The following is a 19,573-nucleotide window of genomic DNA, read 5'->3' as shown; positions in this document are numbered from 1 at the left end:
TTGAACATCCCGTTAAGGAGTTAGAGATGGAGCTGTATCTCGATACCGCCGATGTGGCGGCAGTGCGTCGCTGGTCACGGATCCTGCCGTTGGCCGGTGTCACCACCAATCCTTCCATTACCGCCGCCGGGGGATTGCCGCTCTGTGAGCTGCTGCCCGCCTTGCGCGATGTGCTGGGGCCCAAGGCGCGCCTGTTTGCCCAGGTGATGGCCAAAACCGAAACCGAGATGGTGCGCGAGGCGTTCGCCCTGCGTGAGCTGGACCCGGATCTGGTGATCAAAATCCCGGTATGCGCAGAGGGGCTGGCGGCCATCAAGAGCCTGACCGCCAACGGTGTGCCGACTTTGGGCACCGCTGTCTATACCCCGCTGCAGGGTTGGCTGGCGGCGGTGGCGGGGGCAGAGTACGTGGCGCCCTACGTCAACCGGCTGGATGCCCAGGGGGGGGACGGCATCGCCACCGTGCAGGAGCTGCAACAGCTGCTTGCGCTGCACGCGCCGAACAGCAAGGTGCTGGCGGCATCGTTCCGTACCCCGCGCCAGGCGCTCGACTGCCTGCTGGCGGGTTGCCAGTCCATCACTCTGCCGCTCGATGTGGCGGAGCAGCTGATGAACGTGCCAGCGGTGGATGCGGCGCTGGTGAAGTTCGATCAGGATTGGCAGCGCGCTTTCGGTCGCTGATTGCCTGATTGCAGTGACAGATGGGGGAGGGTGAGGAGACGCAGGAGGGGATTGGGATTGACCGACTAGACTTGTAATAGGCAGTCAGATGCGCTGGCTGCCTTGCGATCTACCGGAGGTATCCCATGAGCGACCATCTGCTGCTCCCCCATGGTGAAGATCTGCGACGTGCGGTGCGCTGGCTCAGTGAGCACCACCAGTACGATATCGCCGCCATCGAAGAGGCCAGCCAGCGTTTCGATCTCTCGCCGCTGGATGAGGAGTTTCTGATCCGGCACTGGCTCGATACCCAGCGCCAGTCGTGAGGACAGAGTTAGAAGAAGTTGGTGAGGTTGATGCCAAACTCTTTGGGGTCGACCGTGCACTCGATGCTCTCCTTCACACTCGATCTGGCCAGATCCAGCCACTGCACATCGAGGTAGTGGCGCTGGGAAGCGTGATAGATCACCTTGACCACCGGCTTGAGCGGCTGCTGCTCGTTGCGCTGCATCACGATGGCCAACCGCTGGTTTGAAAGCTGTACCAGCGTTCCCACCGGATAGACCCCCATGCACTTGATGAACTTGGTGACCAGTTCGGCATCGAAGTGCTGGTTGACTCCCTTTAGCAGAATGCGAAAGGCCTGGGTGGGTTGCATGCCAGCCTTGTAGACTCTGTCGGCAGTTACTGCGTCATAGACATCGACAATACCGCTCATGCGGGTATAGAGGGAGAGTTCATCCCCTTTGAGCCTTAGTGGGTAGCCAGTACCATCGAGCCGCTCGTGGTGGTTGGCGGCTACTTCCAGCATGGTTGGGGTGATGCCGGGGGTATTGCGGAGAATGTCGTAGCTATGCACCACATGCTGGCGCATGATGGCAAACTCCTCATCGGTCAGCTTGCCCGGTTTGTTGAGCACCTCGTCCGGCGTCATGATCTTGCCCACGTCGTGCAACAGCCCTCCCAGAGTCAACTCCTTGAGCACGCTGCGCTCCAGTCCCAGATAGCGGCCGAAGTTGGCCAGCAGGATGGCCACGTTCATGGAGTGCTCCATCAGATAGGCATCCTTGGCACGAATACGGGCCAGGCAGAGCATGGCATCGCCATGGGTGAACATGGTGTCCACCATCTCCTCGGCGACTTCGGCGAGCGGGGTGATGTTGATGGGTTCACCCGCCTTGAGCTGACGAATGAACTTGCCTTGCAGCTCGCGCGCCTCCTGATAGAGGCGGCGGATCTTCAGCTCCTGCCCTTCGCCGTTGGCCCCGACCCGGCGTCCTGCCTGAGCACTGTTGGCATTGAGGTCAGGGGAGGTGATGGCGTCACTCTCGGTACTGCCCAGCTTGCTGCGGGCCAGATCGATGCGTACCGTGAGCACCCCCTGACGCACCAGATTGGCAATTTGCGCCACACTGGTCACCATGCCCATCCGGGCAATCTCCATCCCACCTGTCTGGCTGGCGATAGCAATGACATACATGCCGGGTTTCAGCTGGTTGACGGGAATGACGGGGTAGGATGCTTGAGACTTCATGAGGGCTTCCTGACTCTTATTATTATGAGTATCGTGCGGATGGATTGCACCCGAGAAGTGTAACATCGGATGACCAGTTCGTCATAATTGGCAACCCCTTAACAGTGGCGTTGTCGCCCCCGCCCGATATAATGACGCCCCTTTACTTGTTGGACTCCGAGGTTGTGAATGCGGCTTGATAAATTTCTGTGCGATTGTTCCGATTTGACCCGCTCGCTGGCAGGCAAACTGATCCGTCAGGGTGAGGTCATGGTGGATGGCATTGTGGTCAAGCAGCCTGCCTTTCATATCAATGAGCAGAGCCAGATCGAGTTTGACGGCGTGCTGCTGACGCTGGAGCAGCGCAACCGTTATTTCATGCTGCACAAACCGGAAGGGTATGTCTGCTCCAACGAGGATCCGGATCACCCGACCGTTTTCTTCCTGATGGATGAGCCGGCGATGGGCAAGCTGCACGTGGTGGGGCGCCTTGACCTCGATACCACCGGACTGGTGTTGGTGACCGACGATGGTCAATGGTCCCATCGCATCACCTCGCCGCGTCGCGAATGTGCCAAAACCTATCACGTCTGGCTGGCCGACCCGGTGAGCCCGGATGCAATCGAGTTGTTCGCCGAAGGGGTCTACCTGCGCAATGAGACCGATAAAACCCGTCCAGCCCAGCTGGAAATTCTCGGTGAGTGCGAGGCCAGGCTGACAATTCACGAAGGCAAGTACCATCAGGTCAAGCGGATGTTTGCCTCCATCGGTAACAAGGTCGTTGGCTTGCATCGCGAGCGGATTGGCGGCCTGACGCTGGATGAGACGCTTGCTCTCGGTGAATACCGTGAGCTGACCGTTGACGAGATCGCCCTGTTCTGATCAAGCTTGTTGCCGGGTGTCAGTGAGTACTGAAACCCAGCACCAATGCCGTACCCAGGGTGGCAATCAGTGCCCCCACCCAGGCGGCAATGGATGGCCGCTCCCCCGAGTGCCACCACAACAGTGGCAGCAGCAGTACCGGCGTGGTGGAGGAGAGAATGGCCACCATGCCAACCTCGCCCTGCCGTAACGCAATCAGGATCAGCGTCATGCCTAGCGTCATCGCCAGGAAGCCATTAGCGATGATCATAGCTAGGACCCTACGGTTGATAGGGTTTAACGGACGTGCGATAGGCATTCCTGCCAGTCGCAAGCTGCAGTGTGCCAGCAACGCGGTGGCCATTCTGACCCCGGACGCGCTGACGGCATCGACATTGCCGCTCATCATCACAGGTTTGGCGATGATCACACCGAGACTCTGGCAAAGCGCAGCGGTGAGACCCAGCGTGATGCCTATTCCCAGGCCGCCACGGATCTGCTCCCACTCGTTATTGTTGCTGCGCCTGCCAAACAGGATCGCCAGCATCACGCCGACAAAAACCAGCAAGGCACCCAGCAAGCGCCATCCGGTCAGTGTCTCATTAAACAACCAGAGCCCCAGCATGGCTGAGAAGAGGGCATGACAGGAGAAGAGCAGGCCGCTGCGTCTTGGGCCCATCCTGTTCATGCAGGCATAGAGCGCCGTATCACCAATAAAAATGCCGATAAGTCCGGAGAGGGCGAGCAGTGGAAGTGTGCCGGCGGTGAGGGTTTGCCAGCCGCCGCTGAGCAGGCTGATGCTGCCGAGCATCAGGCTGACCAGAAACATGCGCCAGCGGCTGTAGGCAAATGCGCCGAGATGACGGGCCGGTTTGACCGAAATCAGCGCTGCAATTGCCCATAAACTGGCCGAGGCGAGGGCCAGCCACTCATAACCCATAAAAACTCCTGAAAAAAATCTCCCGAAAGACTCCATCTCCCGGGCAAGCCCGATACAATACGGGGCGTTTTCGGGGATAACAAGCGCGGCATCAGGCATTCATAAGGCGAGCCGTCGGCCTTCCCCCTCCTGCAGTGGTTTTATTCGAGGTTTTGTCATGAGGTCTGGTTTCTTCCCCACGCTGGCGCGACGCTGGCTCCCCCCCCTATTGCTTGCCGCGCTGGCCGTTCCACAGGCTCATGCAACAGCCGTTGTACAGCAGCCTCCTGTGGCCGACCGGCAGATGTTGGTCAAAGGCAATGGTGCCGAACCGGAATCCCTTGACCCGGCACTGGTGCGCTCCGGTTTTCCGGGGGAAGCCGTGTTGGTCGATCTTTTTGAAGGGCTGGTCAGTGAGGATGGCCAGGGGCATATCGTCCCGGCTCAGGCTCAGCGCTGGGAGGTCAGTGAAGATGGGCTGGAGTGGCGATTTTTCCTGCGCCCCCAACTGAAGTGGTCCAATGGCGAGCCGCTGGTGGCCGCTGATTTCGTCTATGCCTGGCGCCGTCTGCTCGATCCGGCCATCAACTCCCCTTCTGCCGGATTGCTGTTGGCCATGGGGATCAACAATGCGCAATCCATCTATGCCGGCGCACTGGAGCTCGACAATCTTGGCATTGAGGCGCAAAGCGATCAGATCCTGAAAGTCACCCTGGAGCGGCCGGTTCCTTATTTTTTGCAGCTAATAAGTCAGCGTCCCTTTGTACCGGTCAATCGGCAGGTGATAGCCCAGTTTGGCAAACAGTGGACCGAGCCCGGCAAGCTGGTGAGCAATGGGGCGTATCGTTTGGCTAGTTGGGTGCCTAACGAGAGACTCGAAGCCGAACGCAATATCCACTACTGGGACGATCGCCACACTCGCATCGGGCGAGTCACCTACCTGCCTATCACCTCGCAACATGCGGAGCGGTTGCGTTATGAGGCCGGTGAAATCCAGCTGACCAACAAGGTCTCCCTCGGCTATTACCAGAAGATGAAGCGCGGATCCCCGGAGCGGCTCTGGGGCTTGCCGCTGTTTGGTACCTATCTCTATGCATTCAATTTGAAACGCCCGGAACTGCAGGATGTGCGGGTGCGTCAGGCGCTCTCCATGGCGGTTGATCGACTGCAGCTCATTGAATCGGTGAGCGGGCAGGGTGAACAGGCGGCATGGTCGCTGTTGCCGGAGATGCCAGGTTACCCCCGGGTGGTATTGCCTGTCGCGCTTGAAGATATGCCGACCCGTCAGGCCAAAGCGGCTGCACTGCTGTCAGCGGCCGGGTATAACAGCGCTAATCCACTCAAGCTGAGCATTACCTACAACAGTGCCGACACCCACAAGCAGATGGCAATGGCCATTGCTGCCATGTGGCAGAAGCTGGGGGTACAGGTCACCCTCAACAGTCTGGAGTGGGGCGCCTATCAGGTGGCCAAGGATAGCGGTGATTTCCAGGTGGCCAGAAGTTTCCTGTTTGGCGATTACGTGGAGCCGTCAGCCATATTGGGCAGCTTCCGTTGTCAGGATCTGCGCAACGAGAGCGGCTACTGCAATCCCGATTTTGATCTGCTGCTGGAGCAGGCTGCCAATACGCTGGACAGTGCGAGTCGGGTTGAATTGTACCGGCATGCCGAACAGTTGCTGCTTGAAGAGGCGCCGATCCTCCCCGTGTATCATTACAATCAGATGAGACTGGTTGACCCCACCCTGCGGGGACTGCCCTGCCAGAATTTGAAAGGGACGATTGCCACCAAGGATCTCTATTTCAGCCCGCAGTGAGGAGCATTTCATGAAACTTGCCATCATTTCCGACATCCACGGCAGCATCATTGCGCTGGAGCGAGTATTGACCCGACTTGACTCCTGGCAGCCGGATCACTATCTGCTGCTCGGCGATCTGCTCAACCATGGCCCGCGTAATCCTCTGCCGGAAGGGTATAACCCGGCGGCAGTGGCTGACAGGCTCAACGAGCTTGCGCCACAGATCATCGCGGTGCGGGGCAATTGCGATTCCGAAGTGGATCAGATGCTGTTGCGCTTTCCCATCACCGCCCCCTACAACCAGTTGCTGATCGATGAGCGGCGCTGGTTTGTCAGCCACGGTCATCTTTATCGCCCGGACGAGGTACAGCTACCGCCGGGTAGTCTGTTCCTGAGCGGCCACACCCATGTACCTGTGCTGGAGTGGCAGGGGGAACGGATATTGATGAACCCGGGGTCAATCTGTTTCCCGCGCGGCGAGCTGCCAGCCAGTTATGGAAGCTATGAGGATGGGGTACTGCGCGTCAACGCGTGTGAGGATGGGCGGGAGTTGTTGCGCCTTGCGCTTTAAAACGGAGAGCAAAAATGCAAGGCCTGATAAGAGATGTCAGGCCTTGATACCGTAGGAGCGGGTGCCAGAGCGAGTATTGCCTTTGGCGTCATAGGTCAGGCTGTTGCGATCACGCAACTGACTCAGAAAGGTTGCCAGACGACGGTTGGAGACGATGCTCAATTCAAGCAAGCGACCGTTGATATCATTTTGTGCCTGGCAGGCATCCAGTTTTGCACGAAGCTGCGCCATCTCGTCGGGATAGGCTGCTAGCTGCAGTGCCAGTTCCGGCATCTCTGCCAGTGTCTTGTCCAGAGTTTCTATCGCAGCAAGCAACTGCTGTTTGCGCTCGGTCAGTGCAGGCAGGGCCAGTGCCTGATGCTGCTCGAGCAAGCTGAACTCCTCTTCCAGAATGCCTTGCATCTGGCTGAGGTAATCATCTTGGGTGTGCAGTAACGAAGGTAAGTCCATCATCCCAGAACTTTGTCCAGATTGGCCTCGAAACTGAACATCTTCTTGGCTACAGCGTCGCTGTTAACCTGATATTCGCCACTCGCGACGGCTTTTTTCAGTCGTTCAACCTTGCTCTCGTTGCCGGTTGAGGCGGTATTGAGGTTCTGTTGCATTTTTTGCAATTGTTGCGCCTCACTGGTCAAGGAGACGGAGTCCAGCTTGACAGTGGTCGCTTTGTTTTCGGGCGATGAGGTGACTGACTTGCTGCCTGTCCCTTGGCTATTAGCGGTATTTTGCAACCGATTATTCGCCAAGTTGTTGATATTGTTGATGGCCATTTTAGTTACCTTCGTCTGCTTTAAGGTTTGCTTACCTGTTTATCGGGGCGGCAGCTCAAAACTTTAGAAAAAAGTTGTCAAGGATCCGGATTTAAAAAGTGACCGATGCGGCACCGACTGCTGTGACTTTACCTTCCACCGTTTTGCCGGAGCGAATATTGACGAGTTTGATGATCTCTCCGAAACTGCCATCTTGCAAGGCTCGGGCCATGGTTTTGATCTGGAAGTTGCTGTTTTCGGCAGTCAGGGTGACCTGATCCCCTTTACATATCACGCAAACCTGGCTCAAGCGGATGGGCTGTCCCGGTTTGATCTCCCGCTTGCTGCGTACCCCAATCAGAGGGGCCGGGTTGGTCAGATAGTCACCACGGATCAGGGTTTGATCCTGAAACGCCACTACCAGCTTGCTTTCATTCAGCAGATCCCCTTTGGCAATGGGGTCGGTGACAGTAACAAAGGGTTTTTGAATACTGACCCTTACCGGCAAGTAGACATCCCAGGGTTTTTCTTCCTCACACTTCATGTAAACAGTTGTATTACGACGAATTTCCATTTTTGCTGGCAAGCTGATGGTCAACAGATCATCGCAACGGGTTAGCGGGAGTCTCTCATCAAGGGTCGCGGCAGTGACCTCTGCTCTGGCATCCAGCGGCAGATCGAGTTGACCATAAACGAACTCTTGTGCTTGCTCTCTCAGATAGGTTGTGACATCCGAGGCATGGCTCGAGGATATGCTGCCAAAAAAGAGGCTGATGAGTAAAAGTCGGTTAATCATTTTCGCTCGTCGGTCGATAAGTTGTTCACGCATATCACCATATTTAACTATGATTGCTTCAGAATCTGTTTGTTGTCACATCGATAGTCTGACGCAATCCATCACGCATGCATGATTAATGCCAAGCGTTTTTAGGGAGTGTTTATGGCCAGTATCCTGGACTCGGTCAACCAACGTACCCAGCTAGTGGGGCAAAACCGGCTGGAATTGTTGTTGTTTCGTCTCAATGGACGTCAAAGATTTGGCATCAACGTATTCAAAGTGCGTGAAGTGTTGCAGTGCCCCCCCTTGACCGTGATGCCCAAGTTGAACTCCTGTATTCGCGGAGTGGCTCATATTCGTGGCCAGACTATCTCGGTCATCGATCTCAGCATGGCAATGGGCAAGCGCCCCATTGAAGATTTGAGCAAGTGCTTCATTATCATCTCCGAGTACAACCGCTCCATTCAGGGTTTTTTGGTGCACTCGGTCGAGCGCATCATCAATATGAACTGGGAATCTATCCTTCCTCCCCCCAAGGGGGCTGGTCGCATCAACTATATGACGGCGGTTACCGAGGTTGATGGCGAGTTGGTCGAGATCCTCGACGTTGAACGTATTCTCAACGAAATATCTCCGGTTTCTACTGAGGTCAGCCAGGAGCTGGTGGAGGCCAGTGTCGAGCATCCGACCTTGGGACGTCCCGTATTGGTTGCTGACGACTCTTCGGTTGCGCGCAAACAGGTACAGCGTGCGCTGGAGGCGATCGGAGTTGAATGCGTGCTGGCAAAAGATGGCCGCGAAGCATTGAACATGCTGCTGGAGATGACCAAAAATGGCCCTATCAAGGATCAGATTGCGCTGGTGATTTCCGATATCGAAATGCCCGAGATGGATGGCTATACATTCACTGCCGAGATCCGGAATAATCCCAATCTCAAAGATTTGCATGTTATTCTGCATACCTCGCTCAGTGGTGTATTTAACCAGGCTATGGTGCAAAAAGTTGGTGCAAACAACTTTATTGCCAAGTTCCAGCCTGATGAATTGGCCAAAGCCGTACAAAACGCACTCTAATTTAAAGAAGAACAGCTGCATGAAGACACTTTCGGATGACTTATACAAACAGTTCAGCAACTTTCTTGCGGTTCAGAGCGGGATCGTGCTGGGTGATAACAAACAGTATCTGGTGAAGAGCCGTCTTTCACCTTTGATGGCACAGTTTGGCATCGAGAGTCTGTCTGAACTGGTCACCCGTGCAATGAGTGTACGAGAGCGTGACCTGAAAATGGCGGTTGTTGATGCGATGACCACTAACGAGACCCTCTGGTTTCGTGATACATATCCGTTCCAGCTGCTGACCGACAAGATTTTTCCTGAATTGGGCAAAAGTGGTCGCCCTGTCAAGATTTGGTCTGCTGCCTCATCTTCGGGACAGGAGCCATATTCTATCGCCATGACGGCGCTGGAGCAGCAGATGAAGAAGCCGGGTACCTTGCCCGGTGGAGTGCAGATTGTCGGGACAGACATATCGACTACCATGCTGAATCAGTGCAAGGAAGGGGTATATGACAGTCTGGCTTTGGCACGCGGATTGTCGCCAGAGCGCAAGAAGATGTTTTTTGAGCCCTATGGTGACAACAAAATGCGGGTGGTAGAGCGAGTCAGAAAATTGACCACCTTCCGGCCGCTCAATCTGCTGGAGAGTTATAGTCTGCTCGGTAAATTTGACATCATTTTTTGCCGTAACGTGCTTATCTACTTTGCACCGGAAGTGAAGTCAAAAATCCTCAACCAGTTTGCATCCAGCCTCAATCCTGGTGGATACCTGATGCTGGGAGCGTCGGAATCGCTGGCGGGTTTGACTGACCGATTCGAGATGATTCGGTGCAATCCCGGAATTGTTTACAAGGTCAAATAACGTTGCAGCCCATGGTATTCAATGAGTTGTGATTGGTGACATTGTTATAAGAGAAGGAGGCACAGTGCCTCCTTCTCTCTTCATGGCTCCATTCTTATAGCTCCATTCGTGATGGCATTGCACCATGTTCCTATCTATCGCGCAGCAGATCCTTGGACTCCGTCTAAAGGCTTTCATAGCTAGGCTCGACAATCTGGCAACATTTTGAAAATCGTCTGGCACATCTCTTGCAAGCAAAATATACCAAGCAGGAGGTGTGCTATGGCTTTTTCATTCGACAAGGCATTTGGTATCCATCAATACACGCTGGGTGTTCGCGCCAAGCGTGCCGAGGTGTTGTCCAGCAATATTGCCAATGCGGACACGCCAGGTTTTAAAGCAAGGGATATCAACTTTGCACAGGCATTGCAGGATGCCCAGCATAAACAGGGTTTTGGCCTGGTAACAACCAGTGAAAAGCACTTTGCCTTGAATATGGATGCCCCCGGTACTGTTCAATACCGCAATCCGTTGCAGCCTGATACGGGTGATGGCAACACGGTGGATGTGCAGCAGGAGCGGAGCGAGTTCTTGCGCAACAGTCTGGAGTACCAAACCTCCCTGGAATTTATGAATCGCAAGATCAGTGGCCTGCTTAAAGCCCTGAAAGGAGAGCAGTGATGAGTTTGTTCAAGGTCTTTGATATTGCCGGCTCGGCCATGAGTGCGCAGTCCGTGCGCCTCAATACGGTTGCCAGCAATATGGCCAACGCGGACAGCGTAAGCTCCAGCGTGGAAAACACTTACCACGCAAGGCGGCCAATTTTTGCCGCTCAGCTCGATCAGGCCATGTCAGATAAGCAGGGATCGGTCGGCGTTGAGGTGAAGGGGATTGTCGAGAGCAAGGCTCCACTGCTCAAGGAGTACAACCCTAACCACCCTATGGCGGACAAGGATGGCTTTATCTTCAAACCGAACGTCAACATGGTTGAAGAGATGGCTGACATGATCAATGCCTCGCGCAGCTACCAGACCAATGTACAGGTTGCAGATTCGGCCAAGAAGATGCTGCAGCAGACGCTCCAGCTTGGCAAATCCTGATAGGAGGGATGCAACATGGTCGACACCACAAACAGTGTGAACGGCATTGGCCGTACCACGACCCAGACCACTGGCACCACAACGACGCCGAAGAAAGAGCTGGATCAGGCTTCGTTTATGAAACTGCTGACCATGCAACTGTCATATCAGGATCCCTTCAAGCCGGTGGACAATGCCCAGATGCTCTCCCAGATGGCTTCCATGTCTACCTCGGAGGGGATCAGCAGTCTGTCTACCCAGATGGGCAAGCTCAATGAGCAGATGATCTCCAGCCAGGCTCTGCAAGCATCTTCTCTGGTTGGCCAGAATGTACTCTTGCCTAGCAATGTGGGCTATCTGGACAAGGAGGGCCCTGTCTCCGGTGTCGTTCAGGTTGGCACGACCAATCAATACGCGGGTGTCAAGATTATCGTTGAAGACGAGGCGGGTCAGGTCATCAAGGAATTTAGCCTGGAAGGAGAACAGAAGGGCAATGTGGAGATCGCCTGGGATGGCACTGACAAGGCGGGCAACCGGGTCAAGCCAGGCAAATACGTGATCAAGGCCAGTGGTAGTGTGGATGGCAAGGCAGAAACTATTCCCACATACGCTTATGGCAAGGTCGATAGCGTTGCCCTGGGGAATGCAACAAACCCCACAATGCTTAATTTGAAGGGACTGGGTAGCACCCTGCTGAGTTCCGTCCTGCAAATATCAGGCACCAATCCAAACCAGACGGCTACTCCGTCAAAAACCACGTCGACAGCATCGATCTAAGGAGCTGGATATGTCATTTAACAATGCCTTGAGCGGTGTCAACGCGGCACAAAAAGACTTGAACGTCACCGCTAACAACATTGCGAACGTCAATACAATGGGCTTTAAAGAGTCCCGTGCCGAGTTTGCGGATGTCTACGCCAACTCCATCTTTGTCAATGCCAAGACTCAGGTCGGTAACGGTGTGGCGACCGGTGCTGTTGCCCAGCAGTTCCATCAGGGGGCGCTGCAATTTACCAATAACGCGCTGGATTTGGCCATTCAGGGGAACGGCTTCTTTGTCACCTCTGATGGTTTGACCAACCTGGATCGGACTTACACCCGTGCCGGTGCATTCAAGCTCAATGAAAACAGCTATATGGTCAACAATCAGGGCCACTATCTGCAAGGCTACGAGATCAATGCCGATGGCACACCCAAGGCGGTCAGTATCAATGCGACCAAGCCGATCCAGATCCCTGATCGGGCGGGTGAGCCGATCAAAACCAGCAAGATTGATGCAAGTTTCAACTTGCCTTCCACCGCATCGCCCCTGCCTGCAGGTAATGGTGCGGGGGATGCCTCCACCTTTGACCCTAAGGATTCCAAAACCTACTCCTCATCCACCTCAGTGGTGATTTATGACTCGCTCGGTGAACCTCACACTATCACCCAGTATTTTGTCAAAGAGGCAGATCCAACAGACCTGACCAAGCCAGCCAGCCCGACAGCTTGGCGCATGTATCTCTATCAAGGTGACAAGCCGGTCGATATCGTCGGAGGGGTGACGCCAACAATGGCCACAGGGTTGAATCCTGCACCTGCCGGTGCCCGAATTACCTTTGGTGCCGATGGTAAAATGATTACTCCGACCACACCGGCAAACATCCAAACGGAGCAGTTGGGTGCAGCAGGAGCGGGGATTATTACCAATGGTGCGGATCCTACCCAGCAGGTAGATATCACTTTCGGCACTGTGACCCAATATGCCTCACCGTTTGAAGTCAACAAGTTGTCACAGGATGGTTCCACTGTCGGCCGTTTGACCAAGGTCGAGATCACGCCGGATGGGATTGTCTCTGCAACCTACAGCAATGCCACCACCATCAAGGTAGCCATGGTGGCCATGGCCAAATTTGCCAACTCGCAAGGGCTGACCCAGGTGGGTGATACTTCCTGGCGGCAATCCCTGCTCTCCGGCGATGCTTTGCCGGGAACGCCCAATTCAGGCACCTTCGGTACCATCAAATCGTCGGCGCTGGAGCAATCCAACGTAGATTTGACCTCCGAACTGGTTGATCTGATCACTGCCCAGCGTAACTTCCAGGCGAACTCCCGATCTCTGGAGGTCAACAGTTCGCTGCAGCAGACCATCTTGCAGATCCGTTAATTCCTCTCAGGCGACGGGGCACCTTGGGTGCCCCGTTTTTTTATCGTTCTCTACTGTCGAATGGCGTGGCATTCCCCTTCTGTTGGCATCCAAATTGCAGTTCTGCTGTCAGAGTCATCTGTTTGACGGAGAATCCCATGGATCACCTGCTTTATATCGCCATGTCCGGGGCCAAAGAGAACATGAACAGCCTGGCTGTTCGCGGTAATAACCTCGCCAATGCCAATACCACCGGCTTTAAATCCGATTTCGAGCAGGCCCGCAGCATGCAGGCCTTTGGTGAGGGGCTGCCCAGTCGGGTATTTGCCATGACGGAACGTCCCGGCCAAAACCTGCAGCATGGCATGTTGATGACCACGGGGAGGGATCTTGACGTGGCGGTGGATGGTCCCGGCTGGATTGCGGTGCAAGATCCGAAGGGGGGGGAGGCCTATACCCGTATGGGAAATCTGCAGGTCAATGCGACTGGCAACCTGCAGACCTCTACCGGCTTGAACGTCGTGGATGACGGTGGTCAACCCATCGTGCTGCCAATGCCGATGGAGAAGCTGGAGATTAACCGGGATGGCACCATCAGTGGCCGTCCTGAAGGGGCCGCCGCGAATTTGTCGGAAGATTTTCAGCGGATCAAACTGGTTAACCCGGCCGCCGATGCGGTAGAGAAGGGCCAGGATGGGCTTTTTCGGCGCAAAGATGGCCAGAATGAGCCTGCCTCTGCCAACGTTGGCCTGATCGCCGGCTCCCTGGAGGGGAGCAATGTCAATGTGGTGGATGAGATGACCAACCTGATCCGGTTACAACGACAGTTTGAAACCCAGGTCAAGATGATGAAAACGGCCGAAGAGAATGACGAGGCCCAAACCCAGTTGCTGCGTATCAGCTAATCAAGGAGTTACCTATGAATCCTGCACTCTGGATCAGCAAGACCGGGTTGGATGCTCAGCAGACCAATATTTCGGTCACCTCGAACAACCTGGCGAACGCCAGCACCGTTGGTTTCAAGAAATCGCGGGCCATTTTCGAGGATCTGCTCTATCAAAACATCAATCAGCCCGGCGGCCGTTCGTCGGCGGATACCGAGTTGCCCTCCGGCTTAATGCTTGGCGCGGGCGCCAAGGTGGTGGCTACCCAGAAAAACCACAGTCAGGGCAACGTACAGACTACGGATAATTCGCTGGATCTGATGATCAGTGGCCGTGGCTACTTTGAAATTCAATTGCCCGACGGCAGCCTGGCCTATACCCGTAATGGGCAATTCACCCTTAACAGTGAAGGCACCATAGTGACGCCGGGTAACGGTTATCCCCTGCAGCCAGAAATCCAGATCCCGGAAAATGCCCAGAGTGTCACTGTCGGCACTGATGGTCAGGTCTCGGTACAGTTGAAGGGAGATGGTGCTTCTCAAGTGGTCGGACAGATCACCCTGTCAGACTTTGTCAATGCCAGTGGTCTGCAGCCGATGGGTGAGAACATGTTTCTGGAAACCCAGTCCAGCGGTGCAGCCATTCAGGGAACTGCCGGGGCGGATGGCATGGGGGTCTTGAAGCAAGGGATGCTGGAAAGCTCCAACGTTAACGTCACCGAAGAGCTGGTGAATCTGATCCAGGCTCAGCGGGTCTACGAGATGAACTCTAAAGTCCTCTCTGCGGTGGATGGCATGATGTCCTTCCTGATCCAGCGGACCTAATGGGGAGAGCCATGATGAAAAGCGTATGGATGCTGGGGTTGCTGGTGTTGGGGGGGTGTAGCAGTACTCCCAATACACCCAGGCCTGATGACCCCGAGTTTTCCCCCGTATACGGGGAGTCGGAGCCAGTCTCGGTGAGACCGACGGGTGCTATTTTTCAGCCGGATCAGGTTAATGGCATCTATTCGGATATCAAGGCGCACAAGGTGGGTGACATCATCACCATCGAGCTGGCTGAGTCCACTTCCGCCTCGAAGAAGGCAAATACCCAGAGTGGCAAGGATAACAAGTTCAATCTGGATCCGGTGACGCTGGGGGGCGTGCCTGTCACTGCCAGCCCCTATGATCTCTCCGCATCCATCGCTCAAAACAGTGCCTTCAAGGGGCAGGCCAAGGCGGATCAGAGCAACAGCCTGCAGGGCAATATTTCGGTCAGTGTGGCCAAGGTACTGCCCAATGGCAATCTGCTGGTACGGGGCGAGAAGTGGATCATGCTCAACAATGGCAATGAGTATATCCGTATCACAGGTCTGATTAGACCGGAGGATGTCACCTCGGATAACAGCGTGTCATCCCAGAAAGTGGCGAATGCCCGTATCTACTATGGTGGTACCGGCGATCTTGCCAATACCCAGGAACAGGGATGGCTTACCAGCTTTTTCAATGGTCCCTGGTGGCCGCTCTAGGAGATGTTATGAAGTCACTCCGTTTGGTTACTCTGCTCTGCTGTCTGCTGCCTTTGGGGATGGCTAATGCCGCCCGGATAAAGGACATCAGCTCGGTAGAGGGGGTGCGTAGCAACCAGTTGATTGGCTACGGTCTGGTCGTGGGTCTACCCGGTACCGGCGAGAAGAACAACGCCTTTACCGAACAGACCTTCCGCACCATGCTCAACAACTTTGGTATCAAGGTACCGGACAACATCAAACCCAAGATCAAGGATGTGGCGCCGGTGGCAATCCATGCGGATTTGCCGCCGTTTGCCAAGCCGGGCCAGACCATAGACGTCACTGTTTCTGCCATCGGTGAGGCCAAGAGCCTGCGCGGTGGTACGCTGCTGCAGAGTTTCCTGAAAGGGCTGGATGGGCGGGTCTATGCAGTCGCGCAGGGCAGCCTGGTGGTCGGCGGGTTGGGTGCCGAGGGGGCTGATGGCTCCAAGGTGGTGGTCAATACTCCGACCGTCGGCCGCATTGCCAATGGTGCCACTGTAGAGCGAGAGGTGCCCAATGCCTTCAGCCAGGGTGACACCATCACCTTCAATCTCAATCGCCCCGATTTTACCACCGCGCGTCGGTTGGCCGATGTGGTCAACGATCTGGTGGGGCCCAATACTGCGCAGGCACTCGATGCCACTTCGGTCAAGGTTTATGCCCCACGAGATCCGGGTCAACGGGTCTCCTATCTGGCGACTATCGAGAACCTGGAGGTGGATCCGGCCAACGAGGCGGCCAAGATCATCGTCAACTCCCGCACCGGCACCATAGTTATCGGCAGTCAGGTGAAGCTCAAACCGGCGGCCATCAGCCACGGAGGCCTGACGGTGACCATAGCCGAAAACCAGCAGGTCTCTCAACCCAACCCGCTGGCAGGGGGCGAGACCACGGTCACCAACAACTCGACCATCAATGTCCAGCAGGAGCCCGGGCGGATGTTCAAGTTTGATACCGGTGCGACTCTGGACGATCTGGTCCGTGCGGTCAATCAGGTCGGGGTCGCCCCCGGTGATTTGATGGCTATCCTTGAGGCGCTGCAGCAGGCAGGTGCCATCGAGGGGCAACTGGTCATATTGTAACTGGCGGCAAGTGATTGCCACGGGTGGCAATGAGGTAAGCAAAATGGCGGAGTTTGACACCAACAGCGGCATGAATCTCGGGGTGGTGCAGGATATCAAGAACCTGGACCGTCTGCGCCAGATGAGCCATAGCAAAGAGGGACAGGCCGAGGCACTGCAGGGGGCTGCGCGCCAGTTCGAGTCAATCTTTACCCAGATGTTGTTTCAGAGCATGCGTCAGGCCAACGGGGTGTTGACTCAGGACAACCCTATGAACAGCAGCTATACCCAGTTCTATGAAGGGATGCTGGATGAACAGCGAGTGGCAGACATGTCCAGCAAGGGGGGGCTTGGATTGGCTGACATGGTGGCCAGGCAGCTCTCACCGGCGACATTTGTCCATCAGGATGGCCGGGTGCTCAAGATGCCGCAACGGACGGAACGGGTCTATAAACCCTACGAGCCACCCAAGACGGCTGCCACTGATTTGATCTCGGCATCAAAAGTTGGCAAAGATTTTGCTGAAAAAGAGATGACCGAGGGGGTCAAGGAGAGCCACGCACTCACTATGCCCCGTCGACCGCACCGCAGCATTCCGCCCATGGGACGCATGGCCAGCGAAGAGGGCAGTGCCGCCAGTAGTGGGGGCAAAGGGTTCGATACGCCGGAAGAGTTCGTTAATCGCCTGATGCCGCTGGCCAAGAAAGCGGCCGACAAGTTGGGGTTAAGCCCGGCGGTACTGGTCGCTCAGGCGGCATTGGAGAGCGGCTGGGGCAAACGGGTGATCAAGGATGGTGAAGGGCAGATGACCCATAACCTGTTTGGCATCAAGGCCGATCCTCGCTGGGAAGGGCCCAAGGCGGTAGTCAGCACCCTGGAATATGAAGAGGGAGTGGCGTCCCGCCAGAAAGCGGCGTTTCGTTCCTATGGCTCGTTTGAAGAGAGCTTCAATGACTATGTGGACTTTCTCACCTCCGGTTCCCGCTACAAGGGGGCCCTGGCCAGAGTGGACAGTCCGGATCGCTACTTCGAGGCGCTGCAACAGGCGGGTTATGCCACCGACCCGCACTATGCCAGAAAACTGAAACAGGTATTGCGCAGTGATGCCATTGCCCGATACAACGAGATGGAGCTGTAACATATGGCAAGCGATCTGCTTGGAATTGGTACATCGGGCGTGCTGGCACAGCAGCGCCTGCTGCAGAGCACCAGTAACAATATCGTAAACGTCAATAGCCAGGGCTATGTGCGTGAGCGTACGCTGGTGTTTACCAATGCCATCGGTCTTGGCACCGGTGACATCAGGACCGAGCGGGTAATCAACAGCTATATGCAGGGAGAAGTGCGTCGCGATACCTCTGCCTTTTACGCATCCCTGACTCATTACGAGCAGTTGGCCGGCGTGGATCGCCTGCTGGGAGACAGCAGCAATAGCGTAGGGGAGACCATCACCTCTTATTTCAAGTCCTTTCATTCGGCAAATGAATCACCCGCCGAGATCGGTGGCCGCAAGGTAGTGATGACGGAGCTGAGCGGTATGGTGAACCGCTTTCACACACTCTCGGCCCAGCTCGACAAGCAGAGCGATACCCTCAACACCCGTATTGAAGATGAGACCAAGCAGGTCAACAGTCTGCTCACCAGCATCAATGATCTCAACCAGGCGATCATCCGTACTCAGGGGTCTCCCGAAGAGAACCTGATGCTGTTTGATCAGCGTGACGAGGCGATCAGGCAGCTCTCCGAGAAGATGGATATCCGTACCGTAACCCAGGCTAACGGCAGCGTATTGGTCAATATGAGCACTGGTCATTCGCTGATCCTGGATGGGGGCGTTGCCCAGTTCAAGGTGGTGGCGGGCGATCCCGATTCCCGTGATCAGGAGTTGCAGCTGACTCTTGGCGACAATCAGGCTCTCATCGATCACGATACCTTCGGGGGGGCCATGGGAGGGCTGTTCAAGGCGCGTACCGACCTGGAGCCGACCAAGCGTGAACTGGGCCAGCTGGCCGTTGCGATGGCGGATGCCATGAACCAGCAAAACCGTCTCGGGATGGATCTGGACAACGAGTTGGGCAGCGATATTTTCACCCTGCCAACCAGCAAGGGATTGCCTTATGGCGACAACACAGGGTCGGTCGGAGCGAATGTCAGCTTTGTACCTGGCAAAGGAAGCTCTGTAACCCCCTTCGACTATGAAGTGCGCTTTAGCAGTGCGACCGGATATGAAGTGTTCTCGCTGGACAAATCTGGTAATCGCACCTCTGTGGCGACGGGCACCACGCCGCCAGCAACGTTTGAACTGGCTGGCCACGGGATCTCGATCGATCTCACCGGTACGCCAGCGGCAGGAGACAAGCTGCTGCTGCAACCAACCAAGGGGGCTGCCGCCGGGCTGGCTCAGCAGATCAACCGGCCGGAAGACCTGGCCTTGGCTGCACCTCTCAAAGTACAGAAGACTACCAACAACATCGGCAGTGCAGACATCAAGCTCGATGGCATCTTCAATACCGGAACGGGTTCCGGTTTTGGTACCAACAGCCTGGATCCCGCCGCTCCCCAGATCGTCAAGATCGGCAATAACGGCAATTATGAGGTGTATGCCGGTGATGGCACTACCTTGATCGGTGTCGCGCCGGCAGCCAGCAAAGGGCAGAATTTGATGGCCTCGATAGTAAACCCCTTTCCGGGTGGGCCTGCGGTCTACAGCAACCCGAAACAGAGCCCGGGCTACGAGTTCAGCATTACCGGCACGGTAGAACAAACCGACAGCTTCCAGCTTAGTTACAACACCAATGGTTTTGCTGATAACAGCAATGGTCTGGCAATGGCTGAGTTGCAGAACAAGGATCTGGTACGCAAAAGCACCAATGGTGGTACCACCAACGACAAGATGACATTTAACCAGGCTTACTCCGGGTTGGTGATGGAAGTGGGTAACAATACCAGTCAGGCAAAAACCCTGCTCAAGGCTAATGAATCCAAGCTGATCCAGAGTACCGGGATCTACGAGAGCGTCTCCGGGGTCAATCTGGAGGAGGAAGCGGCCAATCTGATCCGTTTCCAGCAATCTTACGCGGCATCCGCGCAGGTGGTCAGTACGGCCAAAACCATCTTCGATACACTGCTTTCGTCCGTGAGGTAA

22 protein-coding genes are annotated in these 19,573 nt (G+C 55.6%); 17 read left to right on the top strand and 5 right to left on the bottom strand.

All coding sequences use genetic code 11. The features are described 5' to 3' along the window. Nucleotides 1-26: 26 nt before the first annotated feature. The gene (gene fsa / locus G5195_RS00505) at nucleotides 27-680 is read left to right on the top strand and encodes a fructose-6-phosphate aldolase (RefSeq protein ID WP_227340846.1); all 654 of its coding nucleotides are present in this window, start codon (nucleotides 27-29) and stop codon (nucleotides 678-680) included. Between the two features lie 125 nt (nucleotides 681-805). Then, on the top strand, nucleotides 806-985 hold the full coding sequence (locus tag G5195_RS00500; RefSeq protein ID WP_421235712.1) for a hypothetical protein: 180 nt from the start codon (nucleotides 806-808) through the stop codon (nucleotides 983-985). 8 nt (nucleotides 986-993) lie between these two features. On the opposite strand, the gene G5195_RS00495 is transcribed toward G5195_RS00500, so the two are convergent. Beyond that, nucleotides 994-2,193: an HD-GYP domain-containing protein gene (locus G5195_RS00495; RefSeq protein ID WP_421235711.1), complete on the bottom strand. Its 1,200-nt coding sequence runs from the start codon at nucleotides 2,191-2,193 to the stop codon at nucleotides 994-996. A 168-nt stretch (nucleotides 2,194-2,361) separates the two neighbouring features. Here G5195_RS00495 and rsuA point away from each other — a divergent pair, with 168 nt between their 5' ends. Further along, entirely contained in the window at nucleotides 2,362-3,054 is a 693-nt protein-coding gene (gene rsuA, locus G5195_RS00490) for a 16S rRNA pseudouridine(516) synthase RsuA (protein ID WP_421208144.1), read from the top strand. 19 nt (nucleotides 3,055-3,073) lie between these two features. On the opposite strand, the gene G5195_RS00485 is transcribed toward rsuA, so the two are convergent. Beyond that, entirely contained in the window at nucleotides 3,074-3,973 is a 900-nt protein-coding gene (locus G5195_RS00485) for a DMT family transporter (RefSeq protein WP_421235710.1), read from the bottom strand. A 157-nt stretch (nucleotides 3,974-4,130) separates the two neighbouring features. Here G5195_RS00485 and G5195_RS00480 point away from each other — a divergent pair, with 157 nt between their 5' ends. Further along, nucleotides 4,131-5,768 carry a peptide ABC transporter substrate-binding protein gene (locus tag G5195_RS00480; RefSeq protein WP_421235709.1) on the top strand — a complete coding sequence of 546 codons (1,638 nt, stop codon included), beginning with the start codon at nucleotides 4,131-4,133 and terminating at the stop codon, nucleotides 5,766-5,768. A gap of 10 nt (nucleotides 5,769-5,778) precedes the next feature. Beyond that, complete coding sequence (gene yfcE, locus G5195_RS00475; protein ID WP_421221482.1) at nucleotides 5,779-6,321, top strand: phosphodiesterase; 543 nt, start codon at nucleotides 5,779-5,781, stop codon at nucleotides 6,319-6,321. Nucleotides 6,322-6,357: 36 nt separating this feature from the next. Here the strand turns inward: yfcE and G5195_RS00470 are convergent, their stop codons facing one another. From G5195_RS00470 to flgA, 3 genes are all read right to left on the bottom strand, one after another. Beyond that, nucleotides 6,358-6,774: a flagella synthesis protein FlgN gene (locus G5195_RS00470; RefSeq protein WP_040066163.1), complete on the bottom strand. Its 417-nt coding sequence runs from the start codon at nucleotides 6,772-6,774 to the stop codon at nucleotides 6,358-6,360. Next, complete coding sequence (gene flgM / locus G5195_RS00465) at nucleotides 6,771-7,091, bottom strand: flagellar biosynthesis anti-sigma factor FlgM (protein ID WP_005344518.1); 321 nt, start codon at nucleotides 7,089-7,091, stop codon at nucleotides 6,771-6,773. The genes G5195_RS00470 and flgM overlap by 4 nt, the downstream gene beginning before the upstream one ends. Before the next feature lie 91 nt (nucleotides 7,092-7,182). Continuing rightward, on the bottom strand, nucleotides 7,183-7,866 hold the full coding sequence (flgA, locus tag G5195_RS00460; RefSeq protein WP_216954405.1) for a flagellar basal body P-ring formation chaperone FlgA: 684 nt from the start codon (nucleotides 7,864-7,866) through the stop codon (nucleotides 7,183-7,185). A 144-nt stretch (nucleotides 7,867-8,010) separates the two neighbouring features. Here flgA and G5195_RS00455 point away from each other — a divergent pair, with 144 nt between their 5' ends. The 12 genes from G5195_RS00455 to G5195_RS00400 all read left to right on the top strand — a co-directional run bounded on the left by G5195_RS00455 (nucleotide 8,011) and on the right by G5195_RS00400 (nucleotide 19,573). Next, complete coding sequence (locus G5195_RS00455) at nucleotides 8,011-8,922, top strand: chemotaxis protein CheV (RefSeq protein WP_005344523.1); 912 nt, start codon at nucleotides 8,011-8,013, stop codon at nucleotides 8,920-8,922. Nucleotides 8,923-8,941: 19 nt separating this feature from the next. Then, nucleotides 8,942-9,766 carry a CheR family methyltransferase gene (locus tag G5195_RS00450; protein ID WP_005344525.1) on the top strand — a complete coding sequence of 275 codons (825 nt, stop codon included), beginning with the start codon at nucleotides 8,942-8,944 and terminating at the stop codon, nucleotides 9,764-9,766. A 261-nt stretch (nucleotides 9,767-10,027) separates the two neighbouring features. After that, on the top strand, nucleotides 10,028-10,426 hold the full coding sequence (gene flgB, locus G5195_RS00445; protein WP_005344526.1) for a flagellar basal body rod protein FlgB: 399 nt from the start codon (nucleotides 10,028-10,030) through the stop codon (nucleotides 10,424-10,426). Further along, a complete protein-coding gene (flgC, locus tag G5195_RS00440) occupies nucleotides 10,426-10,845 on the top strand; it encodes a flagellar basal body rod protein FlgC (protein ID WP_005344527.1) in 420 nt (139 codons plus the stop codon). Before flgB ends, flgC begins: the two co-directional genes overlap by 1 nt. Nucleotides 10,846-10,860: 15 nt before the next feature. Next, complete coding sequence (locus G5195_RS00435) at nucleotides 10,861-11,601, top strand: flagellar hook assembly protein FlgD (protein WP_216954111.1); 741 nt, start codon at nucleotides 10,861-10,863, stop codon at nucleotides 11,599-11,601. A 10-nt stretch (nucleotides 11,602-11,611) separates the two neighbouring features. Continuing rightward, a complete protein-coding gene (gene flgE / locus G5195_RS00430) occupies nucleotides 11,612-12,970 on the top strand; it encodes a flagellar hook protein FlgE (RefSeq protein WP_227340839.1) in 1,359 nt (452 codons plus the stop codon). A gap of 137 nt (nucleotides 12,971-13,107) precedes the next feature. Further along, complete coding sequence (gene flgF, locus G5195_RS00425; RefSeq protein ID WP_005344530.1) at nucleotides 13,108-13,854, top strand: flagellar basal-body rod protein FlgF; 747 nt, start codon at nucleotides 13,108-13,110, stop codon at nucleotides 13,852-13,854. 14 nt (nucleotides 13,855-13,868) lie between these two features. Beyond that, nucleotides 13,869-14,657 (top strand): flagellar basal-body rod protein FlgG, encoded by a 789-nt coding sequence (gene flgG, locus G5195_RS00420; RefSeq protein ID WP_216954109.1) that lies wholly within the window; start codon nucleotides 13,869-13,871, stop codon nucleotides 14,655-14,657. A 14-nt stretch (nucleotides 14,658-14,671) separates the two neighbouring features. Further along, nucleotides 14,672-15,343, top strand: coding sequence for a flagellar basal body L-ring protein FlgH (gene flgH, locus G5195_RS00415; RefSeq protein WP_216954403.1), 672 nt, complete (start codon nucleotides 14,672-14,674; stop codon nucleotides 15,341-15,343). 8 nt (nucleotides 15,344-15,351) lie between these two features. After that, nucleotides 15,352-16,449, top strand: coding sequence for a flagellar basal body P-ring protein FlgI (locus G5195_RS00410; RefSeq protein WP_216954108.1), 1,098 nt, complete (start codon nucleotides 15,352-15,354; stop codon nucleotides 16,447-16,449). Between the two features lie 43 nt (nucleotides 16,450-16,492). Next, complete coding sequence (gene flgJ / locus G5195_RS00405; RefSeq protein ID WP_421235708.1) at nucleotides 16,493-17,566, top strand: flagellar assembly peptidoglycan hydrolase FlgJ; 1,074 nt, start codon at nucleotides 16,493-16,495, stop codon at nucleotides 17,564-17,566. Nucleotides 17,567-17,569: 3 nt separating this feature from the next. Next, entirely contained in the window at nucleotides 17,570-19,573 is a 2,004-nt protein-coding gene (locus tag G5195_RS00400; protein WP_216954106.1) for a FlgK family flagellar hook-associated protein, read from the top strand.

The sequence above is a fragment of the Aeromonas sp. 601039 genome, from assembly GCF_049174415.1.
GTDB lineage: Bacteria > Pseudomonadota > Gammaproteobacteria > Enterobacterales > Aeromonadaceae > Aeromonas > Aeromonas veronii_A.
This window is presented reverse-complemented; position numbering and strand designations above follow the sequence as displayed.